Origin of the sequence: Chrysanthemum yellows phytoplasma, from assembly GCF_000803325.1 — a bacterium.
GTDB classification, from domain to species: domain Bacteria; phylum Bacillota_I; class Bacilli_A; order Acholeplasmatales; family Acholeplasmataceae; genus Phytoplasma; species Phytoplasma asteris.
The window spans coordinates 1-20,092 of sequence record NZ_JSWH01000077.1; the positions used below are offsets into that span (position 1 = coordinate 1).

Annotated in this window: 19 protein-coding genes; all 19 read right to left on the reverse strand. The window is 30.6% G+C overall.

The window, feature by feature from the left end; all coding sequences use genetic code 11:
* Positions 1–286 precede the first annotated feature (286 nt).
* The 19 genes from glyA to dut all read right to left on the reverse strand — a co-directional run bounded on the left by glyA (position 287) and on the right by dut (position 19,953).
* On the reverse strand, positions 287–1,537 hold the full coding sequence (glyA, locus tag OL66_RS00910; RefSeq protein WP_034172093.1) for a serine hydroxymethyltransferase: 1,251 nt from the start codon (positions 1,535–1,537) through the stop codon (positions 287–289).
* A 93-nt stretch (positions 1,538–1,630) separates the two neighbouring features.
* Positions 1,631–2,677, reverse strand: coding sequence for an energy-coupling factor transporter transmembrane component T (locus OL66_RS00915; RefSeq protein WP_238568776.1), 1,047 nt, complete (start codon positions 2,675–2,677; stop codon positions 1,631–1,633).
* Between the two features lie 12 nt (positions 2,678–2,689).
* Positions 2,690–3,550 carry an ATP-binding cassette domain-containing protein gene (locus OL66_RS00920; protein ID WP_034172094.1) on the reverse strand — a complete coding sequence of 287 codons (861 nt, stop codon included), beginning with the start codon at positions 3,548–3,550 and terminating at the stop codon, positions 2,690–2,692.
* Positions 3,526–4,341 carry an ATP-binding cassette domain-containing protein gene (locus OL66_RS00925; RefSeq protein ID WP_034172095.1) on the reverse strand — a complete coding sequence of 272 codons (816 nt, stop codon included), beginning with the start codon at positions 4,339–4,341 and terminating at the stop codon, positions 3,526–3,528. The genes OL66_RS00920 and OL66_RS00925 overlap by 25 nt, the downstream gene beginning before the upstream one ends.
* Positions 4,342–4,540: 199 nt before the next feature.
* Positions 4,541–6,229 carry a M3 family oligoendopeptidase gene (locus OL66_RS00930; RefSeq protein WP_034172096.1) on the reverse strand — a complete coding sequence of 563 codons (1,689 nt, stop codon included), beginning with the start codon at positions 6,227–6,229 and terminating at the stop codon, positions 4,541–4,543.
* Between the two features lie 142 nt (positions 6,230–6,371).
* Positions 6,372–6,845, reverse strand: coding sequence for a hypothetical protein (locus OL66_RS00935; protein ID WP_034172097.1), 474 nt, complete (start codon positions 6,843–6,845; stop codon positions 6,372–6,374).
* A gap of 624 nt (positions 6,846–7,469) precedes the next feature.
* Positions 7,470–8,150 (reverse strand): hypothetical protein, encoded by a 681-nt coding sequence (locus tag OL66_RS00945; RefSeq protein ID WP_034172099.1) that lies wholly within the window; start codon positions 8,148–8,150, stop codon positions 7,470–7,472.
* 375 nt (positions 8,151–8,525) lie between these two features.
* Positions 8,526–9,533, reverse strand: a complete 1,008-nt coding sequence (gap, locus tag OL66_RS00950; protein WP_034172100.1) for a type I glyceraldehyde-3-phosphate dehydrogenase — start codon at positions 9,531–9,533, stop codon at positions 8,526–8,528.
* A gap of 160 nt (positions 9,534–9,693) precedes the next feature.
* Positions 9,694–10,890, reverse strand: coding sequence for a phosphoglycerate kinase (locus OL66_RS00955; RefSeq protein WP_034172101.1), 1,197 nt, complete (start codon positions 10,888–10,890; stop codon positions 9,694–9,696).
* A 269-nt stretch (positions 10,891–11,159) separates the two neighbouring features.
* The gene (locus OL66_RS00960) at positions 11,160–11,492 is read right to left on the reverse strand and encodes a hypothetical protein (protein WP_034172102.1); all 333 of its coding nucleotides are present in this window, start codon (positions 11,490–11,492) and stop codon (positions 11,160–11,162) included.
* 106 nt (positions 11,493–11,598) lie between these two features.
* Positions 11,599–12,465, reverse strand: coding sequence for a class II fructose-1,6-bisphosphate aldolase (fba, locus tag OL66_RS00965; protein ID WP_034172103.1), 867 nt, complete (start codon positions 12,463–12,465; stop codon positions 11,599–11,601).
* Positions 12,466–12,726: 261 nt separating this feature from the next.
* The gene (locus OL66_RS00970; protein WP_011160546.1) at positions 12,727–13,524 is read right to left on the reverse strand and encodes an HAD-IIB family hydrolase; all 798 of its coding nucleotides are present in this window, start codon (positions 13,522–13,524) and stop codon (positions 12,727–12,729) included.
* 178 nt (positions 13,525–13,702) lie between these two features.
* On the reverse strand, positions 13,703–14,527 hold the full coding sequence (gene tpiA, locus OL66_RS00975; protein WP_034172104.1) for a triose-phosphate isomerase: 825 nt from the start codon (positions 14,525–14,527) through the stop codon (positions 13,703–13,705).
* 261 nt (positions 14,528–14,788) lie between these two features.
* The gene (locus OL66_RS00980; RefSeq protein ID WP_011160544.1) at positions 14,789–15,706 is read right to left on the reverse strand and encodes a phosphatidate cytidylyltransferase; all 918 of its coding nucleotides are present in this window, start codon (positions 15,704–15,706) and stop codon (positions 14,789–14,791) included.
* Between the two features lie 71 nt (positions 15,707–15,777).
* Positions 15,778–16,332 (reverse strand): ribosome recycling factor, encoded by a 555-nt coding sequence (gene frr, locus OL66_RS00985; RefSeq protein ID WP_011160543.1) that lies wholly within the window; start codon positions 16,330–16,332, stop codon positions 15,778–15,780.
* A gap of 2 nt (positions 16,333–16,334) precedes the next feature.
* Entirely contained in the window at positions 16,335–17,060 is a 726-nt protein-coding gene (pyrH, locus tag OL66_RS00990) for a UMP kinase (RefSeq protein ID WP_084066009.1), read from the reverse strand.
* A gap of 89 nt (positions 17,061–17,149) precedes the next feature.
* Positions 17,150–17,974 carry a translation elongation factor Ts gene (tsf, locus tag OL66_RS00995; protein WP_034172106.1) on the reverse strand — a complete coding sequence of 275 codons (825 nt, stop codon included), beginning with the start codon at positions 17,972–17,974 and terminating at the stop codon, positions 17,150–17,152.
* Between the two features lie 101 nt (positions 17,975–18,075).
* On the reverse strand, positions 18,076–18,891 hold the full coding sequence (gene rpsB, locus OL66_RS01000) for a 30S ribosomal protein S2 (RefSeq protein ID WP_011160540.1): 816 nt from the start codon (positions 18,889–18,891) through the stop codon (positions 18,076–18,078).
* 609 nt (positions 18,892–19,500) lie between these two features.
* On the reverse strand, positions 19,501–19,953 hold the full coding sequence (gene dut / locus OL66_RS01005) for a dUTP diphosphatase (protein WP_034172107.1): 453 nt from the start codon (positions 19,951–19,953) through the stop codon (positions 19,501–19,503).
* Positions 19,954–20,092: the final 139 nt, after the last annotated feature.

The following is a 20,092-nucleotide window of genomic DNA, read 5'->3' on the forward strand; positions in this document are numbered from 1 at the left end:
AAAAAAACAATAATTACATATAAAGATAAATTGGGTTTAAATAAGCAAAAGCAGAGTTTATTTGCTAATGTTTTTATGGGTGTGACTTTGACAAATGGGATGTTTGTTGCAAAATAAAAAAGTTTTGGGGGGTGGCAAAAATTGTTACATAAAAAAGGAAGGACCCCTTAATAAAAAGGAGTCTTTTGTTAATGTTTTATTAATATTTTGTTAATGGAATTAGGAAAGAAAAAATGTAGGATTACAAAATAATTATTTTTATGTTTGAAAATAGGGATGTTGTTTTTTACTTATTAAATTTACTTAATAAAGCCAAAACTTGTTGTTTAATTTGGGCTAAATAAGATTCGTCGTCCAAGTGATTGATAGCTTTGTCCATCAAATCTGCAACTAAAATAAAATCATTTTCTCTAAAACCTACTGTTGTCATAGCAGGTGTGCCAATTCTAATACCGCTTGTCACAAAAGGTTTTTCTTGATCAAAAGGAATGGTATTTTTGTTGACAACAATATTTATTTTTTCTAACATGTTTGCAATTTTGGATCCTGTAAACTCAGGATTTTTATGTTTAACATCAATTAAAAATAAATGATTATCAGTGCCTCCACTTACAATGCGATAACCTTTTTGTTGGAAGGATTTAGCAAAGGTGTTTGCATTTTTGATAACTTGCTTTTGATATTCTTTAAAGGAAGGCATCATCGCTTCTTGAAAAGCAACAGCTTTAGCTGCAATAGTATGAATACAAGGTCCTCCTTGAATACCTGGAAAAATACCACGATTTATTTTTTTAAATACTTCTTCTTTATTGGTTAAAATCAAACCTCCACGCGGTCCTCTCAGTGTTTTGTGCATAGTAGAAGTAACAACATCGGCGTTAGCTTCAAAGGGACAAGGATGAAGCCCACAAGCAACTAAACCTGCAATATGGGCAATATCTGCCATTAAATAGGCATTAACTTCATCAGCAATTTGACGAAACTTTTTAAAATTAATAGTTTTAGAATAAGCCGAATATCCTGCAATAATTAATTTAGGTTTAACTTTTAAGGCAACTTTACGAATTTCATCATAATCAAGCATTTCAGTTTGGGGATTGACATTATAAAAATGAGCTTCATAAAAACCACCAGAAAAACTTAATTTATGACCGTGAGTAAGATGTCCTCCATCCATTAAAGATAATCCTAAAATTTTGTCACCAGGTTTTAATAAGGCTTGAAATGCTCCCATATTGGCTTGTGAACCTGAATGAGGTTGGACGTTTGCATATTTAGCACCAAACAGCTTGGTTGCTCTTTGAATGGCAATTTTTTCTATTTGATCTACATTTTTACAACCATTATAATATCTAGCTTGAGGATAACCTTCTGCATATTTGTTAGTCAAAATGCTTCCTTGGGCATCTAATACTGCTTGAGAAACAAAATTTTCCGAAGCAATTAATAAGATATTTTCTTTTTGTCTAATTTTTTCTTGTTCAATAAGATCAAAGATTTCTTGATCTTGGTCTTTTAATCCTAACTTTTGATTCATTTGGGCACAACCTTTTTCTTTTTTTATTTTTGGGCATTCAATGTAATTATTGGAAAAACAAAATGTTTTATAAAAGCATTTACAAATACGAATTTATTTGATAAACAATAGAGCAAAAATGGTAGTTATGGTTATAAAATCAAGCATTTTCCAACGATAAGTAATCATTTTGGTGCGAGGAGCTCCCAAAACATAACCTCTTACTTCCATAGCATTAGAAATTACCAAAGACCTTTTAAAAACCAACACAAAAATAGGAACCAATAAGGCTAAAAGATGATTAATTCTTTTAAAAATATTTTTTTTGTGCAAATCCATGCCTCTTGCTGTCTGAGCTTTTAAAATTTTATTGGTTTCTTGCAATAAAAAAGAATTAGCCATAAAAATTAAAGAAAGCATCAAAGTAAAAGTTTCAGTAGAAATTTTGAGTTTTTTTAAAGGAGACAAAATAATATCTAGACCATCTTGAATTTCGATAAAAGAAGTTATTTTATTGAATAAAAAAAACAACATCACAATTAAAAACAATCTTGTCATAATAAAACAAATTCTTAGAAAAGAAGTCGTTTGCAATATATAATTTTTAGGTTTGCAACCCAAAATTTCTTGTATATTGGAAGGAAAATACGAAGGAATAACAAAGACGCACAAAAGCAAAAATAACAAATAAGATAATTTAAAGAGAATATATTTTTTAGTGAAATTATACAATAAAATACATATTAAAAACAACCAAAAAGAATGGATGGCATCATAACTTAAAATAGGAATTTGAGCTCGCATAAAAGCATTAAAAGAAGTATATTCCGAAGGAACTAAATTTATTACCAAAGAAATAATAAAAACAAATCTTAAATGTTTAATTCTTTGCCAAAAATAACTCCAAGTTACTCCAAAAAAGAAACAAAGGCTCATTAAAGCTACCACACAAAAAAGATAAAATAAAGTGATGCGTTTGGGGTTTGCAAAAATAAAAACTTGATTTGGAGCAATATTTTCAACATTAATGGGCAGTTTTAAAATAAAAACTAACAGCAACACAAAAGCAAGAATTTTGATAGAAGGATGGAGTTGGTACAAAAAACAACGCGATAAAGAGGGGTGGGATAAATTATTATTTGTAAAATCATTATTTTTCATCAATAATACCTTTTAACAATAAAATTCTTTTAAATATTGGGCAAGGGTGCTAAAACAATAGTGTGCTTGAAAGGGGATTCCTAAAGTTTGATTTAAATGTTTTAAAATTTTAAAAGTATCAGGAATATCTAAGTTAAATTGCTCAAATCGGGGGTGTTCAAAAAAAGTTTCTTTTGTGCCATCAAAAAGCAATTTTCCTTGAGACAAAACCAAAACACGTTTTACATATTGGGCAACCAAATTCATATCATGAGTAATAATGATAATATTTTTGTGAAATGTTTGATGCAAAATTTGTAAAAAATCCATAATATCAGAGCTACTTTCCAAATCAAGACCACGTGTAGGTTCATCAAGGATTAAAATATCAGGCTGCATGGCTAAAATACCTGCAATAGCGACTTTTCTTTGCTGTCCGTCACTAATTTGAAAGGGAGATTTTTGATGTAAAGCGTGAGGAATGTTGATTTGTTCTAAAGTTTTGAAAGCTTGCTTTTGGGCTTGTTGTTTGTTATTTAAAAAAACTTCAGCACCAAACATTACATCTTTTAAAACAGTTATTTCAAATAATTGATATTCAGGGAATTGGAAAACTAAACCTACTTTTTGGCGCAAGGGCACTAAGAGTTCTTTTTTTGTTTTAGAAGTTATGGTAGTGCCACAAACTGTTACTTTTCCTATATTTGTGGTAAGCAAAGCATTCATTAATTGCACTAAGGTCGATTTGCCTGAACCGGTTTTCCCCACTAAAGCAATAAATTCATTTTGAGAATTGATTTTTAAATTAATGTCAGATAAAGTGGCAGTAGTTTTTTGGGGGGGGTGGGGTGGGTTTTTATAATAAAAGTTTACTTTTTCAAATTGTATTGCCATAAAATATCCTTTAAATTTTCTAACATTTGATTATTTTTAATGTTTTTAGTGGTGCTGTCTTTTAAAATTTCATAGTAAAGCTCTAATGATAAAGGAGGTTTCAATTTATATTGTTGCAAAAATAAAGGGTCTTGAAAAAGGTTTTGGGGTGGGGTTTGGGTAATTAATTTTCCTTGATCAAGAACAATAATTTCATCACTTTTGGCAGCAAACTCTAAATCATGAGTAATGGTAATCAAAATTTTATTTTTAATGTTTTGAATAATTTTTTGCACTTCCAAAGCGCCTTGAGGATCTAAAAAAGAAGTTACTTCATCAAAGATAATAATTTCGGGCTCCATCGCTAAAATGGAGGCAATTGCTACACGTTGTTTTTGTCCCCCTGAAAGTTGATTCACGTTTGTGTCCAATAAATCATCTATTTTTACCATTTTGGCATATTGCCAAACTTTGGCTATAATTTCTTCTCTACAAACATTATAATTTTCCAATCCAAACGCAATATCTTCTCTTACAGTAAGTCCTGTAAACTGATAATCAGGATTTTGGAAAACCATACCTATTTTAGGTCGCAAAAGGGGCAAATTTTTTTCATTTAAAACGATATTGTCAATTAAAATTTGTCCTTTGGTACAAGAAAGCAGCCCTACTAAAATTTTGGCTAAAGTAGATTTTCCCGAGCCATTATGACCAACAATAGAAACCCAAGAATTATTTTGAATGGTTAAATTAAGGTCTTTGAGAATAGGATTACAACCGTAATAAAAAGTTAAATTTTGAATAGATATCATAACTTTAAATTTTTCTTTCTTTCTTTGTTTGTTTGGTAGTTTTGATGGGGCATTTTTGAGGTAGTTGGTTTATTTCGAGGGGAGGTTAGTTTGAAAAAGGCAAAACCACTTTTGCAACGAATCGCAAATCGTAATATAAGATATAAAATAAGATTGAGTTTTTGTGGAAGGAGTGAAAAATTGTTATAAAATGGTGTAATTAAAATTTAGTATCATCAATTTTTTGCAAATAACAAGTTACAAAAGAAACAATGTTTTTTAAGTGATTAGGTTCAAAAGGATTAGTAAGTCCTGTAGTTTTTAAAAGGTTTAAAAAAGTTTGTGAACCGCCTAATTGACATAATTTTAAGTACTTTTGCCAAGTATTGGAATAATCTTGCTTGCTTAAAAGCCAAATTTCTAAAGCACAAACTTGGGCTAAAGTATAGTCAATGTAGTAAAAAGGAGTAGAAAAAATGTGGCTTTGACGGAACCAAAAAGTACCTTTTTCTAAAAAAGGATCGCCTTCATAAGTTTCTAACAACAAATATTTTTTTTCCAAATTACGCCAACACTCTTTTCTTTGAGCAGGAGTCATTTGAGGATTTTGATAAACTTCATGTTGAAAATGATCCACTAAAGCACCATAAAGTAAGAAATTAAGGGATTGGGATAAATGTAGAAATTGATATTTGTCTACATCTTGGGCAAAAAAATCTTTTACCCACGGATAAGCTAAAAATTCCATTCCCATAGAACTAATTTCAGCTGCTTCAAAAGTAGGCCAACGATACTCAGGAATTAAATGACGACTTTGATAAACTTGGAAGGCGTGTCCTATTTCGTGAGTCAAAACATCTACATCATGACTTGTGCCATTAAAATTAGCAAAAACAAAAGGAGCGCTATATTTAGGAAGGTAAGTACAGTATCCACCGCCTGTTTTGTTGGGTTTGCTATCTAGGTCTAATAGATTTTTTTCTAAGATAAAATCAAAAAATAATTTGGTTTGGAGAGACATTGCATGATACATTTTTTTTGCTTGGGTTAACTGAAAATCAACTCCTCTTTGAGGTTTGGGATTGCCACTTGAAAAATTAAAACTTTTGTCATAACTTTCCAATTTAGCAATACCTAAACGTTTGGATTTACGTTTTTGAGTCATGGTATAAAACGGCAAAACATATTTTAAAATGTTGGTGCGATAATCTGCAATTTGGTTAGCATCGTAATCAGTGCGTCCTAAAAGATCATAACCTAAGGCAACGAAATTGGAATATCCCAATATTTGAGCCATCTTGGTTCGTGTTTGGACTAATTGGTCATAAATAAGGTCATATTCTTGCTCATTTTTAGCAAAAAATTGCGAAACAGCTAATTGGGCATTTTTTCTAGTTTGCCTTTGGGACGATTCCAAAAAAGGAGCCATTTGACTTAAATTATAAAGTTTGCCTTCAAAAGCAACAGAAGGATCAGAAATTAATTTTTGATATTTGGTTGTTAAAGTTTTTTCTTCTTGTAAATAAGGAATAATTTTAGGGTCAAATGTTTTTAAAAATAGTTTGGTTTGGTCAAATAACAGGGGCCCAAATTCTTGTACTAAGGCGTCATAATGTTTACTTTTTACCATAGTTTGGCTAAATTGATGTTGTAATTCGGTTAGCAAAGGGGCATTTTGGTCACAAAAATGTTTTTCTTGTTGATAAAAAGTATCTTTTACATCTAGGCTATGCCTAATTTCTGCCAAAGTAAACATGGAATTAATTTCATCCATTAATGAATTAAGACGGTTAATAATTTTAATTTGTTCTGGTAAGGAAGCATCCAAAAAAGCCTCTATCATAGGCAAAATAGTTTGTTTGTTTTGAGCAATATCCACTCTTTGATATTCAAAATCTTGAAATTTCACTTTGGTTTAATCCTATCTTTTTAATTTTTATGAAAAATATCTAAATAGCAACGGTGTGGCAAGTTGAATTTTATTTATGTTAGTTTGAAAAAATATTTTATTGTCGAATAACTACATTTTAATTATAAACTAATAAATTTGATTATTTCTTATAAAATTCGTAAGTATCTGCTAAAAATTGCAATCTTTTAAACAGCTCTTTTAAAAGGATAACTACAAAAAAGGAAGTCACAAAGACAAGGGGCAAAGCAATAAAGAGCCCTTTATTTACCATAGTTGTTGCAATTTGTTGGATGGTAATATCTTGGGAAAAAATATTTATTTCGGCTGTCCACCACCATTTTAACATTACATACCAATATAATGTTTGATATAAAGCTGATAACAGGACAACAACTAAATACATTTTTAAAAAATTATCTTGGTGTCTTAACAACAAACCAGGTAATAATCCAAACGATAAAACACAAGCTAAATTAGCAATCAGTTCAAACTGATAACAAAATTCATAACCATATCCTACAAAATATCCAATTGTTTCAGCCAAACAAGCACCCAGGCAAGAAAGATGCCAAGGAACATAAAAAGACATTACAATTAAAGGTAAAAAACGCACATAGACAAGAATATTTACATCTATATGAATAAAATGAAACCCTGGAAAAGATGTTGTTTTATCTGGGAATATAATTTGTAGTATTTTAGATAAAACAATAGATAAGGAAGTTAAAAAAGAAGTTAGGATAATTTTTGTCTTAAAAGTTTTTGATTGCGATTAAAATTATTATTCATAGTTTTTCTCTTTTCTTTGTGTGTGTAATTTTATTATTTATATTAAATTAATAAAATGTTCTTTGACAACATCGAAGAAAAAGAAATAATAAACGGGGAATAAATTGTAAAATAATACTGAAATTAAAAAAATTCTTATTTGATAAGGCTAATAAATATCATTTATAAATATCTCCTAAAAACTTTTTCAAATGTAGTTCCTTTATTTAAAATGGGTACAAACATACTAGCTTTTAATAAAAAATGATAACACAATAGCAATAAGGAAAATATAAATAGGACAAGAAGGGGTGGCACAAAAGCTACAAAGGGTTGATTTAAAAGTTGGAAATAGTAATTATTATGCATAGTTTTTCTCTTTTCTTTGTGTATGTAATTTTATTATTTATATTGAATTAATAAAATGTTTTTTGACAACATTGAGGAAAAAAGAGGAGGGGGGTAAAAATTATCTATAATAGTTAAGGTAAGTTTTAATTCTAGGATTTAAGAAAAATAAAAAAATAAAAATAAAGATAAAAGTAGCAAAAACGGGGATTAAATTATAACAAAAACACCAAATAATAGGGTAGTTGATTAGGGGAGCTAAAAAGGGGAAATAATTTTGTTTATTTGCAATAAGGGGCAACCAAATAAAATAAGAAGCCAAACATTTAAAAGCAAAAACAGAGGTAAAAACTATTAATAAATTAAGTAAAATGCTTTTATAATTATCAAAATATTTTAAATTAGGGGTATAAAAAACAAAAGAAAGACTATAAGATAAATCAACTAAAAGATAATCCAAAAGTAAAACTGCAATTTGTTGTAAGGGTCGCATTTGTTGGGCTTGCATATAAACTAAAATATTGGTGGATTCACTTAAAAAAATAGCTTTAAATAGATGAAATAAGGCATAAAGAGTACAAAAAAGAAAGCTATGTTTTTTGCCCAATAAAAAACCAATTAAAATTAAAGGAAGGAGAGAAACTTTAATAAAAGAGCCAATATTTGCTCCCATTTTGGCAATCCCTAACTTATCATAAGCAAATTCTAACACAATTGTGAATCCTAAAAAAGTAGAAGCAATAATGTGTTTTTGCAAGGGGGAGAAAAAAACTTTTGTTTCTTTGTTGTTGGTTTTTAGCATATGAGATTAATTTCTTTCTAAAGAAATATCAAAATTACTTTTCATCAGGCAAAGTAATAATTGGGGTAAAAAAATAAAATAAAGGTGAAGGGGGGGTATTTTTAGCAAGGGAATAATTATTGGTTTTGATAATATTTTATAATAATATAATGTTGCAAATAAAAATATAAACTAAGGGAAAAAAGTGGAGAAAAAATAGTGGGATGATCGCCAATAGAAAATCATTAATAAAAGATATTGATAATAAATTTAATTAATAATAAGGTGATAACAATATTTTTGAAGGGTTGCAAAGGAGAGAATAAAGAAAATAGACCACTTTCAAAAAAATGGTCTAAGGAGTTTCATTTGTAATAAAGATAGATTCAAAAAGGATTAAACTAAAGTTGCTACTTTGTGAAGCAATCTTACTAATTGACTAACATAACTCATTTCATTGTCATACCAAGACATTAATTTAATAAATTTAGGTTTTTCTTTGAGGACTTGCAAAGTGTGAGAATCATATAAAGAACCATAACTTGTTCCAATAACATCTGAGGAAACAATAGGATCTGTAACGTAGGCTAGGGTTCCATTAGCAGCTTTTTTGAAAGCTTCATTGATGGCTTCTGTAGTAGCTTCTTGAGTCAGTTCTGCGGTAAGGTCAACTAAAGAGCCTGTAATTGTAGGAACTCTAATTGCTGTACCATCCAGTTTTCCTTTTAATTCAGGAATAACTAAACTAATAGCTTTGGCAGCTCCAGTAGAACTTGGCACCATATTAAAGGCTGCAGCTCTACCGCGACGTGTCCAAATGCCTTTGGGATGGTTTTGATCAATTAAACTTTGGTCACTGGTGTAACTATGAACGGTAGTCATAAAAGCTTGGTTGATGCCGAAGTTGTCATTTAAGACTTTAACAACGGGCGCCAAACAGTTAGTAGTGCAAGAAGCCCCGCTTACAATGGCATCTTCTTTAGTAAGTATTTGGTCATTAACATTGTAAACAACTGTTTTTACATCCCCAGTAGCAGGAGCACTAATTAACACTTTTTTAGCTCCAGCTTCTAAATGAAGAGCTGCTTTTTCTTTGCTAGTAAAAAAACCTGTACATTCTAAAACAATATCTACTCCTAGTTTTTTCCAAGGTAAATCTTGAGGATTTTTTTCTTGAAACACAGGAATTTTTTGTCCTTCAACTACTAAATAGTTGTCTTCAAAACTAACAGCGTCTAATTTGTAAGGTTTTTGAATGCTGTCGTATTTTAATAAATAAGAAATAGTTTCTAAAGTTGCTAAATCATTGATAGCTACTACTTCAAATTTAGGATTTCCAAAAACAAGACGAAAGGCTAATTTACCGATACGCCCAAAACCATTAATTGCTACTTTAACTTTCATAATTAATTAAACCTCTTTTTCTTTTTTTATCCTTTTTTAATGTAAATGATGGATCTATTTGTTGGTTATGTGGATTGTTTTATTTTGTGATGTTTGTAATATTTGGTAATTTGAAGAATAATAATGATCAAAAAATAAAATAAAAATAGGGGAGTTGTGATTACAGTTTCTCCATACATGCAAGCCCTGGCATTGGTTTTCCTTCTAAAAATTCTAAAAAAGCGCCTCCACCCGTAGAAATATGGCTGAAATTTTGATCTAGACCGAATTTAAAGACTGCAGCAGCGCTATCGCCACCACCAATAATGGTAGTTGTATTGGGCGAAAGATTGCTTATTGTTTCGGCTAAAGCTTTGGTTCCTTTAGAAAATTGTTCAAATTCAAACACTCCTACAGGACCATTCCAAACAACTGTTTGAGCCGTTTGTAAATACGTTTTGAAAAGTTCAATTGTTTGAGGTCCGATATCAAGTCCCATTACATCATCAGAAATATTATCATAACTATAAACAGCTGCTTGTGTTGTTGGCGAAAATTCTTTGCCACAAACAAAATCTTTAGGTAAAACGATTTTTTTGCCTTCTGGAGAAGCTAATAATTCTTTTACTAAAGGGATTTTGTCTGCTTCTAACAAGCTAGTTCCTATGTTAAAACATTTGGCTTTAAGACAAGTATAGATCATTCCTCCACCTATCAAAAGAACATCAACTTTTTGCAAAAGACTACGAATAACTCCAATTTTGTCAGATACTTTGGAGCCACCCAAAACAGCAACCAAAGGTCTTTGAGGAGTTTGGACAATTTTTTTGAGAAAAGATATTTCTTTTTCAACCAAAAAACCAAAGCATTTTTCTTTGATATATGTTGCAATACCTACATTAGAAGCGTGGGTGCGATGGCATGTACCAAAAGCATCATTGACAAAAAAATCACCTAAAGATGCCCAATATTTGCCTAATTCGGGGTCGTTTTTACTTTCTTTTTTGAAAGGAACATCTTCAAAACGAGTATTTTGGACCACTAAAACATCCCCTGGAAGCATCTGGCCAACAGCTTGATTTAAGGTGTTGCCTTGAGTTTCTGGAACAAACTTTACTTTTTGTTGTAAATAAAAAGAAATTTTTTCAGCTACCACTTGCAAGCTAAAATGGGCTTTATCAGCTTCAGTTTTAACGCGTCCCAAATGAGAAAAAATAATAACTTTAGCTTTTTGCTGAACTAAATATTTTAAAGTAGGTAAAATAGCCTTAATTCTGTTGTCATCTGTGATAACGCTGTTTTCTAAAGGAACATTTAGGTCTGCTCGCAATAAAACTTTTTTATTTGTAATATTCATATTAGTTAAGGATTTTGTCATGCATTTATGCCTTTCACTTAGGAAATATTAATTATTTTTAAGTTATTTTTATCTAAATTAGTAAATAGTTTGTTTGAATGGTTAATTTTATTTTTTTGTTGTTTTATTTTATTTATTTTATCCATCGTTTAGAGGAATAATAATTTTTAAATATTGGTATTATTTTATCGTTTATGTTTTTTAATTTTTTCAATTGTTGATTCTGGCAATTCGTCTTTAATGGCATTTAGTTCTTCTAAGTATTGGTCAAGTTCGCCTTCTATAAGGTTTTATTTGCGATTGGTAAAAGCTCCTATTACAAAAGTTAAAAACATTTTGCCTCCCATTAACTGTTGCTTTTCAAAATCATCAATTCTTTCCACAATAAATTGAATTTTTAAAGAAAACTGTTCTTTTAGTTTAAAATTATCGCATTCAGTTAACCTAATTTTAATATCTTTAATTAACCACTTAATAAAACAACGTTTAGTTTCAATTTTTTTGCCTTTAAAATAACTGCGCAAGGCTAAAATACCCACAACAATAGGTACAAGTGTTTTAATTGCTAATAACACAATAACTATGGTATTGTTGGTGTTCATATTTGTATTAGAACTTGCCATATTTTGGACCTTTCTTCTCTAAAATGTAAAAAAGAAATTTTTTATAATTGTAGCTATATTTTCTTAAGGGAAAGATTTAAAATTGGGAAATATTGATATTCAATAATTAAGCTTTGTTGATTGAACCAAAAAGAGCTAATTTATGTCTCATTAATTCTTTAATAGCTAAAAAGCCGGGATTTAATAACTTACGCGGATCAAAGCCTTTGTCTGTTAAATCTTTTTTTTCTTCAATGTATTGTCTAGTAGCTTGGGCAAAAACTAATTGAAATTCAGTGTTGAAGTTGATTTTTACTACTCCCAAAGAAATAGCTTTTTTAATCATGTCTTCAGGAATACCAGTGCCTCCGTGCAGTACTAGGGGCGTTTGTTTGTTGGTAAGTTCTCTAATTTTGGCAAAAACACTAAAATCAAGTCCTGTCCAATTATCAGGATATTTACCGTGCACATTACCAATTCCAGCAGCAAGCATATCAACACCTAAATCAGCAATTTGTTTGCATTCTTGAGGATCTGCAATTTCTCCTTGACCAATAATGCCGTCTTCTTCGCCGCCGATGCCCCCAACTTCTGCTTCTATTAAAAGTCCTTTTTGGTGACATATCTCGGTGATTTCTTTGGTTTTACTTAAATTTTGGGCAAAATCATAATGACTGCCATCAAACATAACAGAAGTGAATCCTGCCTCCATGGCTTGTTTAGCACCTTCATAAGAACCGTGATCTAAATGCAAAATAACAGGGACAGAAACCTTATAAAAGGCGTCTAGTTCTCTTACCATTGCAACGACTGTTTTAAGCCCTCCCATATATTTCGCAGCTCCTTCGGATACTCCTAAAATAACAGGTGATTTTAGTTCTTCGGCAGTTTGTAAAGCAGCTTTGGTCCATTCTAAATTATTAATATTTACTTGAGCTATAGCGTATTCTTGTTGATGCGCTTTTAAAATAACATTTTTATCGGAAGTTAACATTTAACTTAATCCTTTCTTTGGTTTTAGATTTGCATCTAAATTGTAATTAATGAGGTTTGTTAATTGGCTTTTGGACTAAAAAATAATTTAGGATTCTGGGTAGTTTTGCAAGTATAAGTGCAAAAAACAAAATATATTATTTTTGGTCAAAAGGAATGCAAATTAACAGTTTTAAAATCACAAAACAGAGAAAAAAATATAAAAATTATAAAAGTAAGTAAAAATTCATGCTGTTTTAAAATCAAAATCCAAAAGAAAAAATTAAACTAAATGGTGTAGTTTTAAAAAATCATAGAATTTATCATCGTCGATATGAGGAGCTAAAAGATTGCAATTATCTTTTATTTCTTGGCAATTGGTGTTTTCCAATCCGATGCCTACATCAGCTAATTTAAGCATTTCAACATCATTATAGCCGTCCCCTACACAAACTAATTGATGATGGGGGTAAAGTTCTTTTAATTTTTTAATACCACAAGTTTTATTCACACTTTGAGGCACCAAATCAACACCACCATTAGTTCTCCAATAATACGCTTGCAAATCTTTCAAATCTTTAAGAAAATTTTGCAATTTTTCTTTGTTGGGTTCGAATAACCACACTTGATAAACATTGTTGTGCAGATGAAATTCAGGGTCCACTACAGATTTTTTATTAGTGCAGTAAAGTTCTCCTAATGAAGGCGGAATTAAGTCTTGTGGGCTTGGTACAATTTCTTGTGTCATTCCTGTAAGACCTATGTGAATTTTCGCTTGATGGGCTTTTGCGATTAGTTCTTTGACTACTTCTTTTTTAAAAGGTCTATCATCAATTACTTTATCAAAATATTTAGTAAGACCGCCGTTAAAAAAGACAAAATGTTTGAAATAAGGTAGTAAATTGCCTAAAACATCTATTCTTTTAATGTTTCTTCCTGTGGCAACTGCTAAAACATTATCAGGGTTTTGGGCTAAAGTTTGGATGGCTTTGATTGTTTGGGGAAAGATTTTTTTATATTTAGAACTTAAAAGGGTGCCATCAATATCAAAAATAAATAAAGATTCTTTTTTTTGTTTCATTTGAAACTCCTATTATCCTATCGTATTTGAGAAACACAAAAAATGATGAAATGCAAAAATGAAAGAAAAAATGCAAAAATGAAATTAGAAAAAAAGGGGATGAATTAATTAATTGTAGCAAATTAAAATAAAAACTTTTGCTAAATGTTTGTCTTATTTTCCTAATTGTAAATTGGAATTAACAGCAAAAAGGACAATCATTTTTTTGAAAAATATCTTTAGTGGAAGCTAAGGCTTGTTTGCTTGCTATTTGAGCAAAAAATAAAAAATCCTCAGTTTGGAGGGAAGCTTTTCCTGCTAAAATGCCATCAATAGCGGGTTGTTCTAAAATGGTTTTAATGTTGGCAACAGACACTGAACCGCCGTAAATAATTCTCATGGCACAAGATGCTTGGGAAGAATAAAGTGCAGTGACTTTGTCTCTGATTTGTTCAATGACTTTGTTAGCATCTTGGGGAGTTGCACTTTTGCCTGTACCAATTGCCCAAACCGGTTCATAAGCGATGATGATGTTTTGTAATGCTTCTTCTGGAACACCTGCAAAAATGTTGGTTAATTGTTGGTCTAAAAAAACTTGGGTTTGGTTATTTTCCTTGGTAAGAAGCGATTCGCCCACACAAACAGTAGGAACTAATTTGTGTTTGAGAGCTGATAAAAGTTTTAGATTAACTGTTTGATCGGTTTCTCCAAAAAAAGTTCTTCTTTCGCTGTGTCCTAATAAAACGTGCTTGACACCTAATGAAAGCAAATTTTGTGGTGAAACTTCGCCAGTAAAAGCGCCTTCGGATTCATAAAACATATTTTGGGCCCCTACTTGTAAATTAGTGCCTTGGAGTTGTGCTAAGGAATCTAATAAGGTAAGTTGGGGGAAAATTAAAGTTTGGACTTGGGTTTGGTCAGGAACTTGCAAGCTTACTTTTTGGATGAATTCCAGGGCTTCGTCTTTGCATTTGTACATTTTCCAATTACCTGCAATCACTTTTGGTCTTGGTTTGTAATTCATAAATTACTCCTTTAATATTTTTTTACAAAAAATAGATGGTGGACAAATTTGAACTAATTTTTTAAATCAATATTTTTGAAATGGAAATTGTTAAAAAGTTTTAAAATATTGAATTTAAATTTGTGATAAAGAGAAAGGAAAAACGCGAAAAGAGTTATTATTTTATATTAACATTTACAAATAAAATTATATCATAACAAGGCAAGGGCAAAAAGATTAAATGTTGAAAAAATATAAATAAATATGGTAGTTTGGATTTGTTTAAAAAGGTAAATTAAAGAGTATGAGAGCAAAAAAAGAACTCAAAAGCCAAGAATCAAACCTATCTAAAAAACCACCATGACCTGGAAGGAAACTTCCAAAGTCTTTGATGCCATAATCTCTTTTAAATTTGGAAGCTAACAAATCGCTAATTTGAGAAATAATAGAAATTAAAAAAGCATAGATGGGGAAACTAATGCAAGAGTTGCAATCAATAAATAAAAAGACCATCAAAACTGTTATAGTAGAGCCAAAAGTGCCTAAAATAGCACCTTTTTGAGTTTTTTTAGGACTTAGGTGAAAAGCTAGGGGTCTTGTTCCTAAAAAGGGGCAAAAACGCGGGAAACGTGCTAAAAAAGCAGAAGAATCAGTGAGCATAACTGCTAAAAAAAACAAAAGCAAATAATGCCAATGCAGGAAAAACAAAGAAAAAAGACAAGCCATCAAAAAACCAATATAAAAGGTGATAAGAAAGGTTTTGCTTACATCTTTAGTTTGCAAAAAAGGTAAAAAAACTAGCATTATTAAAACTAACACAAAAGGTAAGAATAAAAGAAGGAAAAAATTTAGGTTCGAGGGAGTTGATTTTGTTAGGGATACAAATGTGTCTTTATTAAGGAATAAAAAGTTTAATTGTTTTGCGTCTTTTATTAAGTTTTGATTTTGACAAATATTTGGATACAACATCAAACAAACAACTGTAAAAAATAATAAAGTAGAAGTGGCAACTAACCCAAATTTAATAAAGGTCTGTTTTTGGTTATCTTTGGGATGTTTGAGTATAAAAAACATTTCTTGCACTGCTTTTATTGCTAAAAGGGCAAAAACTACAAATTTGATTTCTAAAGGGGCATAATAATAAAAGAAAAAAGAAAATAAAACTAAGGTGGCCCCTGTTATTATTCTCTTTTTTATCATATAAACCTCCTTTTTTTAAAGCGAAAGGTAAAAATTGGGTAAAATTGTTGTATTTGGAAAACGAAATCATTTTAAGCTTTTAATAATTCAGTGTTTTTAGTGGTGGTGTGTTTTTCAATAAGTTTAATGTTTTTATCAGTTAATGTTTGAATTTGATTTAAATAAAAAGTTTCTAAATCTTTAGTAAGTTCAACTTTTTTGATTTTGTCATTGCCTTCGCGACGCACGTTTCTAATAGCTACTTTGGTCTTTTCTGCTAGTTGCTCTACTTCTTTCATTAAAGCTTTTCTTCTCTCTTCGGTTGGTTTGGGGAAAACAAGTCTTACAACTAAACCATCAGTTTGAGGAGTGATTCCTAGATTAGATGCCAAAAGAACTTTTTTAATATTAGGAATTAAAGTGCTATCGTAAGGTTTGATGTTGAGTTGGTTGCCTTCAGAAACGCTAATAGAGGCTAACGTTTTTAAAAAAGTGGGTGCTCCATAATAATTAACAGTAATTTTATCTAAAATATTAGGATTAGCAGTTCCAGTGCGAATATCGCAAAAGTTTTTTAACATTACTTCTTGGGCTTGAGTCATTTTAGTTTCTAACGACGCAAGAATATCTTTGGCAAGTTGTTGCATATTTATTCTCCTTTTGAACTAATAACAGTACCTATGTTGCCTTCTTTGAGTACAACTTTTTTGATATTACCTTTTTTTAACATATTAAAAACTAAAATATCGATGTTATTTTCTAAACAAAGAGAAGCGGCTGTAATATCCATAACTGCCAGTCTTTGAGATAAGATTTGTTGGTGTTTCATGTGTTTGATTAAAACGGCATCTTGATGTTTTTTGGGATCTTTATTGTAAACACCTTCAATATTATTTTTAGCCATTAAAATAACATCAATGTTTAGTTCAGCAGCTCTTAGGGCAGCAGCAGTGTCGGTGGAAAAGTAAGGAGAACCAGCCCCTGCACCTAAAATAACTACTCTATCTTTTTCCAAATGACGAATAGCTTTACGGCGAATATAGGGTTCGGCTACCGAAGAAACAGGAAAGGCAGTCATCACGCGTGTGATGGTGTTTGTTTGTTCTAAGGCATCTTGCAAAGCTAAAGAATTCATGATAGTTCCAAGCATTCCCATATAATCTGCCTGAGAACGATCCATACCCAGTTCTTCACCAGTGCGTCCACGCCAAAGGTTACCTGCTCCTACAATGATGGCAATTTTGACTCCTAAATCTTTGATTTCTTTGATTTCCCAAGCAATTTTTTTAATGGTGCGAGGGTCAATTCCGTATAAAGATTCGCCTTTAAGGGATTCACCACTTAATTTTAAAAGAATTTTTTTATGCATCCACAAAACCTTTCTTCATAAACATCTGCAACATCTTTAAAAGAGTCTAAATTTGAGTTTGTTAAATAAAGTATGAAATAAAGATTTTTGAATTATTAGTTGCCCATTTCCCAACGCACATAAGAAACTACATCAGTGTTGTTGGCTTTAAGATAATCTTTTACTTTTTGATCTGCATTTTTGACAAAAGGTTGTTCTGATAAACACATGTCTTTTAACATTTTGCCTAAACGATTTTCAACAATTTTTTCTATCATTTGTGCGGGTTTGTCGGATAATTCTTTGGCAGTTTGTTTATGTAAAATCTTTTTTTCTTCTGCTAAAAATGTAGGATCTACTTTGTCAGGAGTTAAAAATTGCGGTTTGGAAGCAGCTATATGCATCGCTATGTCTTCTGATACAGAAGGGCAGTCGTTTTTTAAAACTACCAAAACAGAAATACGTCCGCCTTGGTGTTTGTAAGTTCCAAAAGATTCTTGAGGCTTTTTAGTAACTTTTAAAACACGTTTAAGAGTAATGTTTTCGCCCAAAACTGAGGTTTTTTCTAACAATAATTCTTGAACGGTTTTATTTTGGTAATTAAAGGCTAAAAGGTCTTTGGCGTTAGATAATTGGTTTTTTAAAATAATTTCTCCAAGCACTTTTACTAATTGTTGAAAATGTTCGTTTTTGGAAACAAAATCAGTCTCAGAATTGATTTCATATAAAAAAGCGTTATTGCCATCAAAAACAATATTAGTGATGCCTTCAGAAGTTGCACGTCCTTGTTTTTGAGCTGCTTTAATGATGCCTTTTTCTCTTAAAAACACGATGGCTTTTTCGATGTTACCTTCAGTTTGTTGTAAAGCTTTGTGACATTCCTTCATTCCAGCATGCGTTTTTTGACGTAAATCCTTAATCATTTCGGCTGTAATTTTCATTTGTTGCTCCATTCTAAATTTTAATGATTTAATTACTTTTAATTATAAATTGTAAAAATAAAAATTGCGTATTGGTTAGTTAAGGACCAAAAAAAGTTTAATTATATTTGGTTTTGATTTTGATTTTGGTAAGATGGTTTTCTTGGTGAATCTTGGTAAGGACGTTTGTTAGGGGCATTGTAATTTTGAGGTTTTAATGGGTTTTTAGCATCAAAAGTTTCTGCTTTTTCAGCAACGCCACCAGTGCCTTCAACACAAGCATTAGCCATTAACCAAATAATTAATTTCACTCCTCTAATAGCGTCGTCATTAGCAGGAATAATGTAGTCTACTAAATCAGGGTCGCAGTTAGTGTCTACAATTCCAAAAACTTTGATTCCTAATTTGCGCGCTTCGGCAACTGCGATGCTTTCTTTTTCTGGGTCAACAACAAAAATAGCTTGAGGCAAGTCTTTCATGTCTTTGATGCCGCCTAAGAATTTTTCTAATTTGTCTCTTTTACGCTTTAATTGCACTACTTCTTTTTTAGGAAGTTTTTTCCAAAGTCCTTCTTCTTCTTGTTTGTGGAGCAAATGAAGTAATTCGATTCTTTTTAAAATAGTTTTGAAATTAGTTAATGTGCCACCTAACCAACGATGATCCACGTAGTATTGTTGTGAACGTTGCGCTTCTTCTCTAATCGCTGATTGAATTTGTTTTTTAGTGCCTAAAAATAAAGCTTTGCCGCCTGAAGTAATGATGTTTAGCAATTCTTGATAAGCTTTTTCAATTTCTTCTGAGGTTTTTTTCAAGTTGATGATGTGAATGCCATTTCTAGAAGTAAAAATGTAGGGTTTCATTTTGGGATTCCATTTGCGAGTGGCATGACCAAAATATACTCCTGATTCTAATAATTGTTTTGTTGTAACTACTGCCATTGTTATTAAAAACTCCTTTTTATTTTAATTGATATTTTTTGAAATATTGTGTTAAATTATGATAAAAAATAAATAAATAAATAAATGATAATTTTGTTTGTGTTTGGGCTTTTGCATTTTAACTATTTAATACATTTTTTAATTGTGAATTGTGTATCAAAATTGATCCAAAATGATGATGCATCATCAAGTTTTTATTTCTATTTGCAAATATTGTTCCAAATTGCTAAATTGCTAAATTTTTTAATTGTGTCAAAAATGTTTGAGCAATGCATTTATACATCCCTTATAATTAAATAAAAGCTTTTTTGCAAGTTTGTTTGGGGAAGGAAAATGGCGTTTTAATAATTATTTGATAATTATAAATTTATAAATCACAAATATAACAATTAAAAAAATAATTAAATAATCAAAATTGACGGGCAAAATGGTTTGCCTAGTAGCAAAAACGGCAACAAACAAACAAATGCATTAAAAACCAAGAACAAAGAACAAACAATAAAATGTTTTTGAAATAATAAAAATAAAAATAAATAACTTTTTTCCTAACATATTTTACCATATTTAAAACCATTTAACAATGTTTTTGTTGATTTGGATACAATTTTGTTACTTTGTGCTACCAAAACCGCCTTTTCTGGCAAAATTATTTTCTTTTTCTTGGGTAATTTGAAAAAAGGGTTGAAAAATTCCTTGTGCAATTCTTTCGCCTTTACAAACTTTAACTGGGTTTTTAGAAAAATTATACAAGGCAATAAAAATATGACCTTCATTTTGCAAATTATTATAATAATCACTATCGACTACTCCCACGCCGTTGGCAAGGGTTAGTTGTTTTTTCAAGGGCAAAGAAGACCTCACATAAATTAATAAAACTTCGTTCCAAGGAAAAGATGCTTTAATTCCTGTGGGAACCAAAATGACTGTTTGCGGTGGGATTTCCATGCTTTGGGCTGCTTCAAAATCATAACCAGCGCTGAATTTGGTTTGACGTTGGGGAAGGTTGATTCCTTGATTTTGATAACTGCTTACTTTTTCAAAAAAACGGTTTGTTTTATTCATAAAAATGAAACCTTGGCTTTCTTTTGGGGTAGTTAGTAATTTTACTTTTAAATTAATAAATGAAAATCACAAAATAAAAATAATACAAAACGAGAGACAAAAAATAATTAAAAAGGTGGCAAAAATAAAAATTTTCAAC

Coding starts and splice junctions, on each gene's coding strand:
- glyA (WP_034172093.1), bottom strand. CDS start 1,537: ATGAATCAAAAGTTAGGATTAAAAGACCAAGATCAAGAAATCTTTGAT.
- OL66_RS00915 (WP_238568776.1), bottom strand. CDS start 2,677: ATGAAAAATAATGATTTTACAAATAATAATTTATCCCACCCCTCTTTA.
- OL66_RS00920 (WP_034172094.1), bottom strand. CDS start 3,550: ATGGCAATACAATTTGAAAAAGTAAACTTTTATTATAAAAACCCACCC.
- OL66_RS00925 (WP_034172095.1), bottom strand. CDS start 4,341: ATGATATCTATTCAAAATTTAACTTTTTATTACGGTTGTAATCCTATT.
- OL66_RS00945 (WP_034172099.1), bottom strand. CDS start 8,150: ATGCTAAAAACCAACAACAAAGAAACAAAAGTTTTTTTCTCCCCCTTG.
- gap (WP_034172100.1), bottom strand. CDS start 9,533: ATGAAAGTTAAAGTAGCAATTAATGGTTTTGGGCGTATCGGTAAATTA.
- OL66_RS00955 (WP_034172101.1), bottom strand. CDS start 10,890: ATGACAAAATCCTTAACTAATATGAATATTACAAATAAAAAAGTTTTA.
- OL66_RS00960 (WP_034172102.1), bottom strand. CDS start 11,492: ATGGCAAGTTCTAATACAAATATGAACACCAACAATACCATAGTTATT.
- fba (WP_034172103.1), bottom strand. CDS start 12,465: ATGTTAACTTCCGATAAAAATGTTATTTTAAAAGCGCATCAACAAGAA.
- OL66_RS00970 (WP_011160546.1), bottom strand. CDS start 13,524: ATGAAACAAAAAAAAGAATCTTTATTTATTTTTGATATTGATGGCACC.
- tpiA (WP_034172104.1), bottom strand. CDS start 14,527: ATGAATTACAAACCAAGACCAAAAGTGATTGCAGGTAATTGGAAAATG.
- OL66_RS00980 (WP_011160544.1), bottom strand. CDS start 15,706: ATGATAAAAAAGAGAATAATAACAGGGGCCACCTTAGTTTTATTTTCT.
- frr (WP_011160543.1), bottom strand. CDS start 16,332: ATGCAACAACTTGCCAAAGATATTCTTGCGTCGTTAGAAACTAAAATG.
- tsf (WP_034172106.1), bottom strand. CDS start 17,974: ATGAAAATTACAGCCGAAATGATTAAGGATTTACGTCAAAAAACGCAT.
- rpsB (WP_011160540.1), bottom strand. CDS start 18,891: ATGGCAGTAGTTACAACAAAACAATTATTAGAATCAGGAGTATATTTT.
- dut (WP_034172107.1), bottom strand. CDS start 19,953: ATGAATAAAACAAACCGTTTTTTTGAAAAAGTAAGCAGTTATCAAAAT.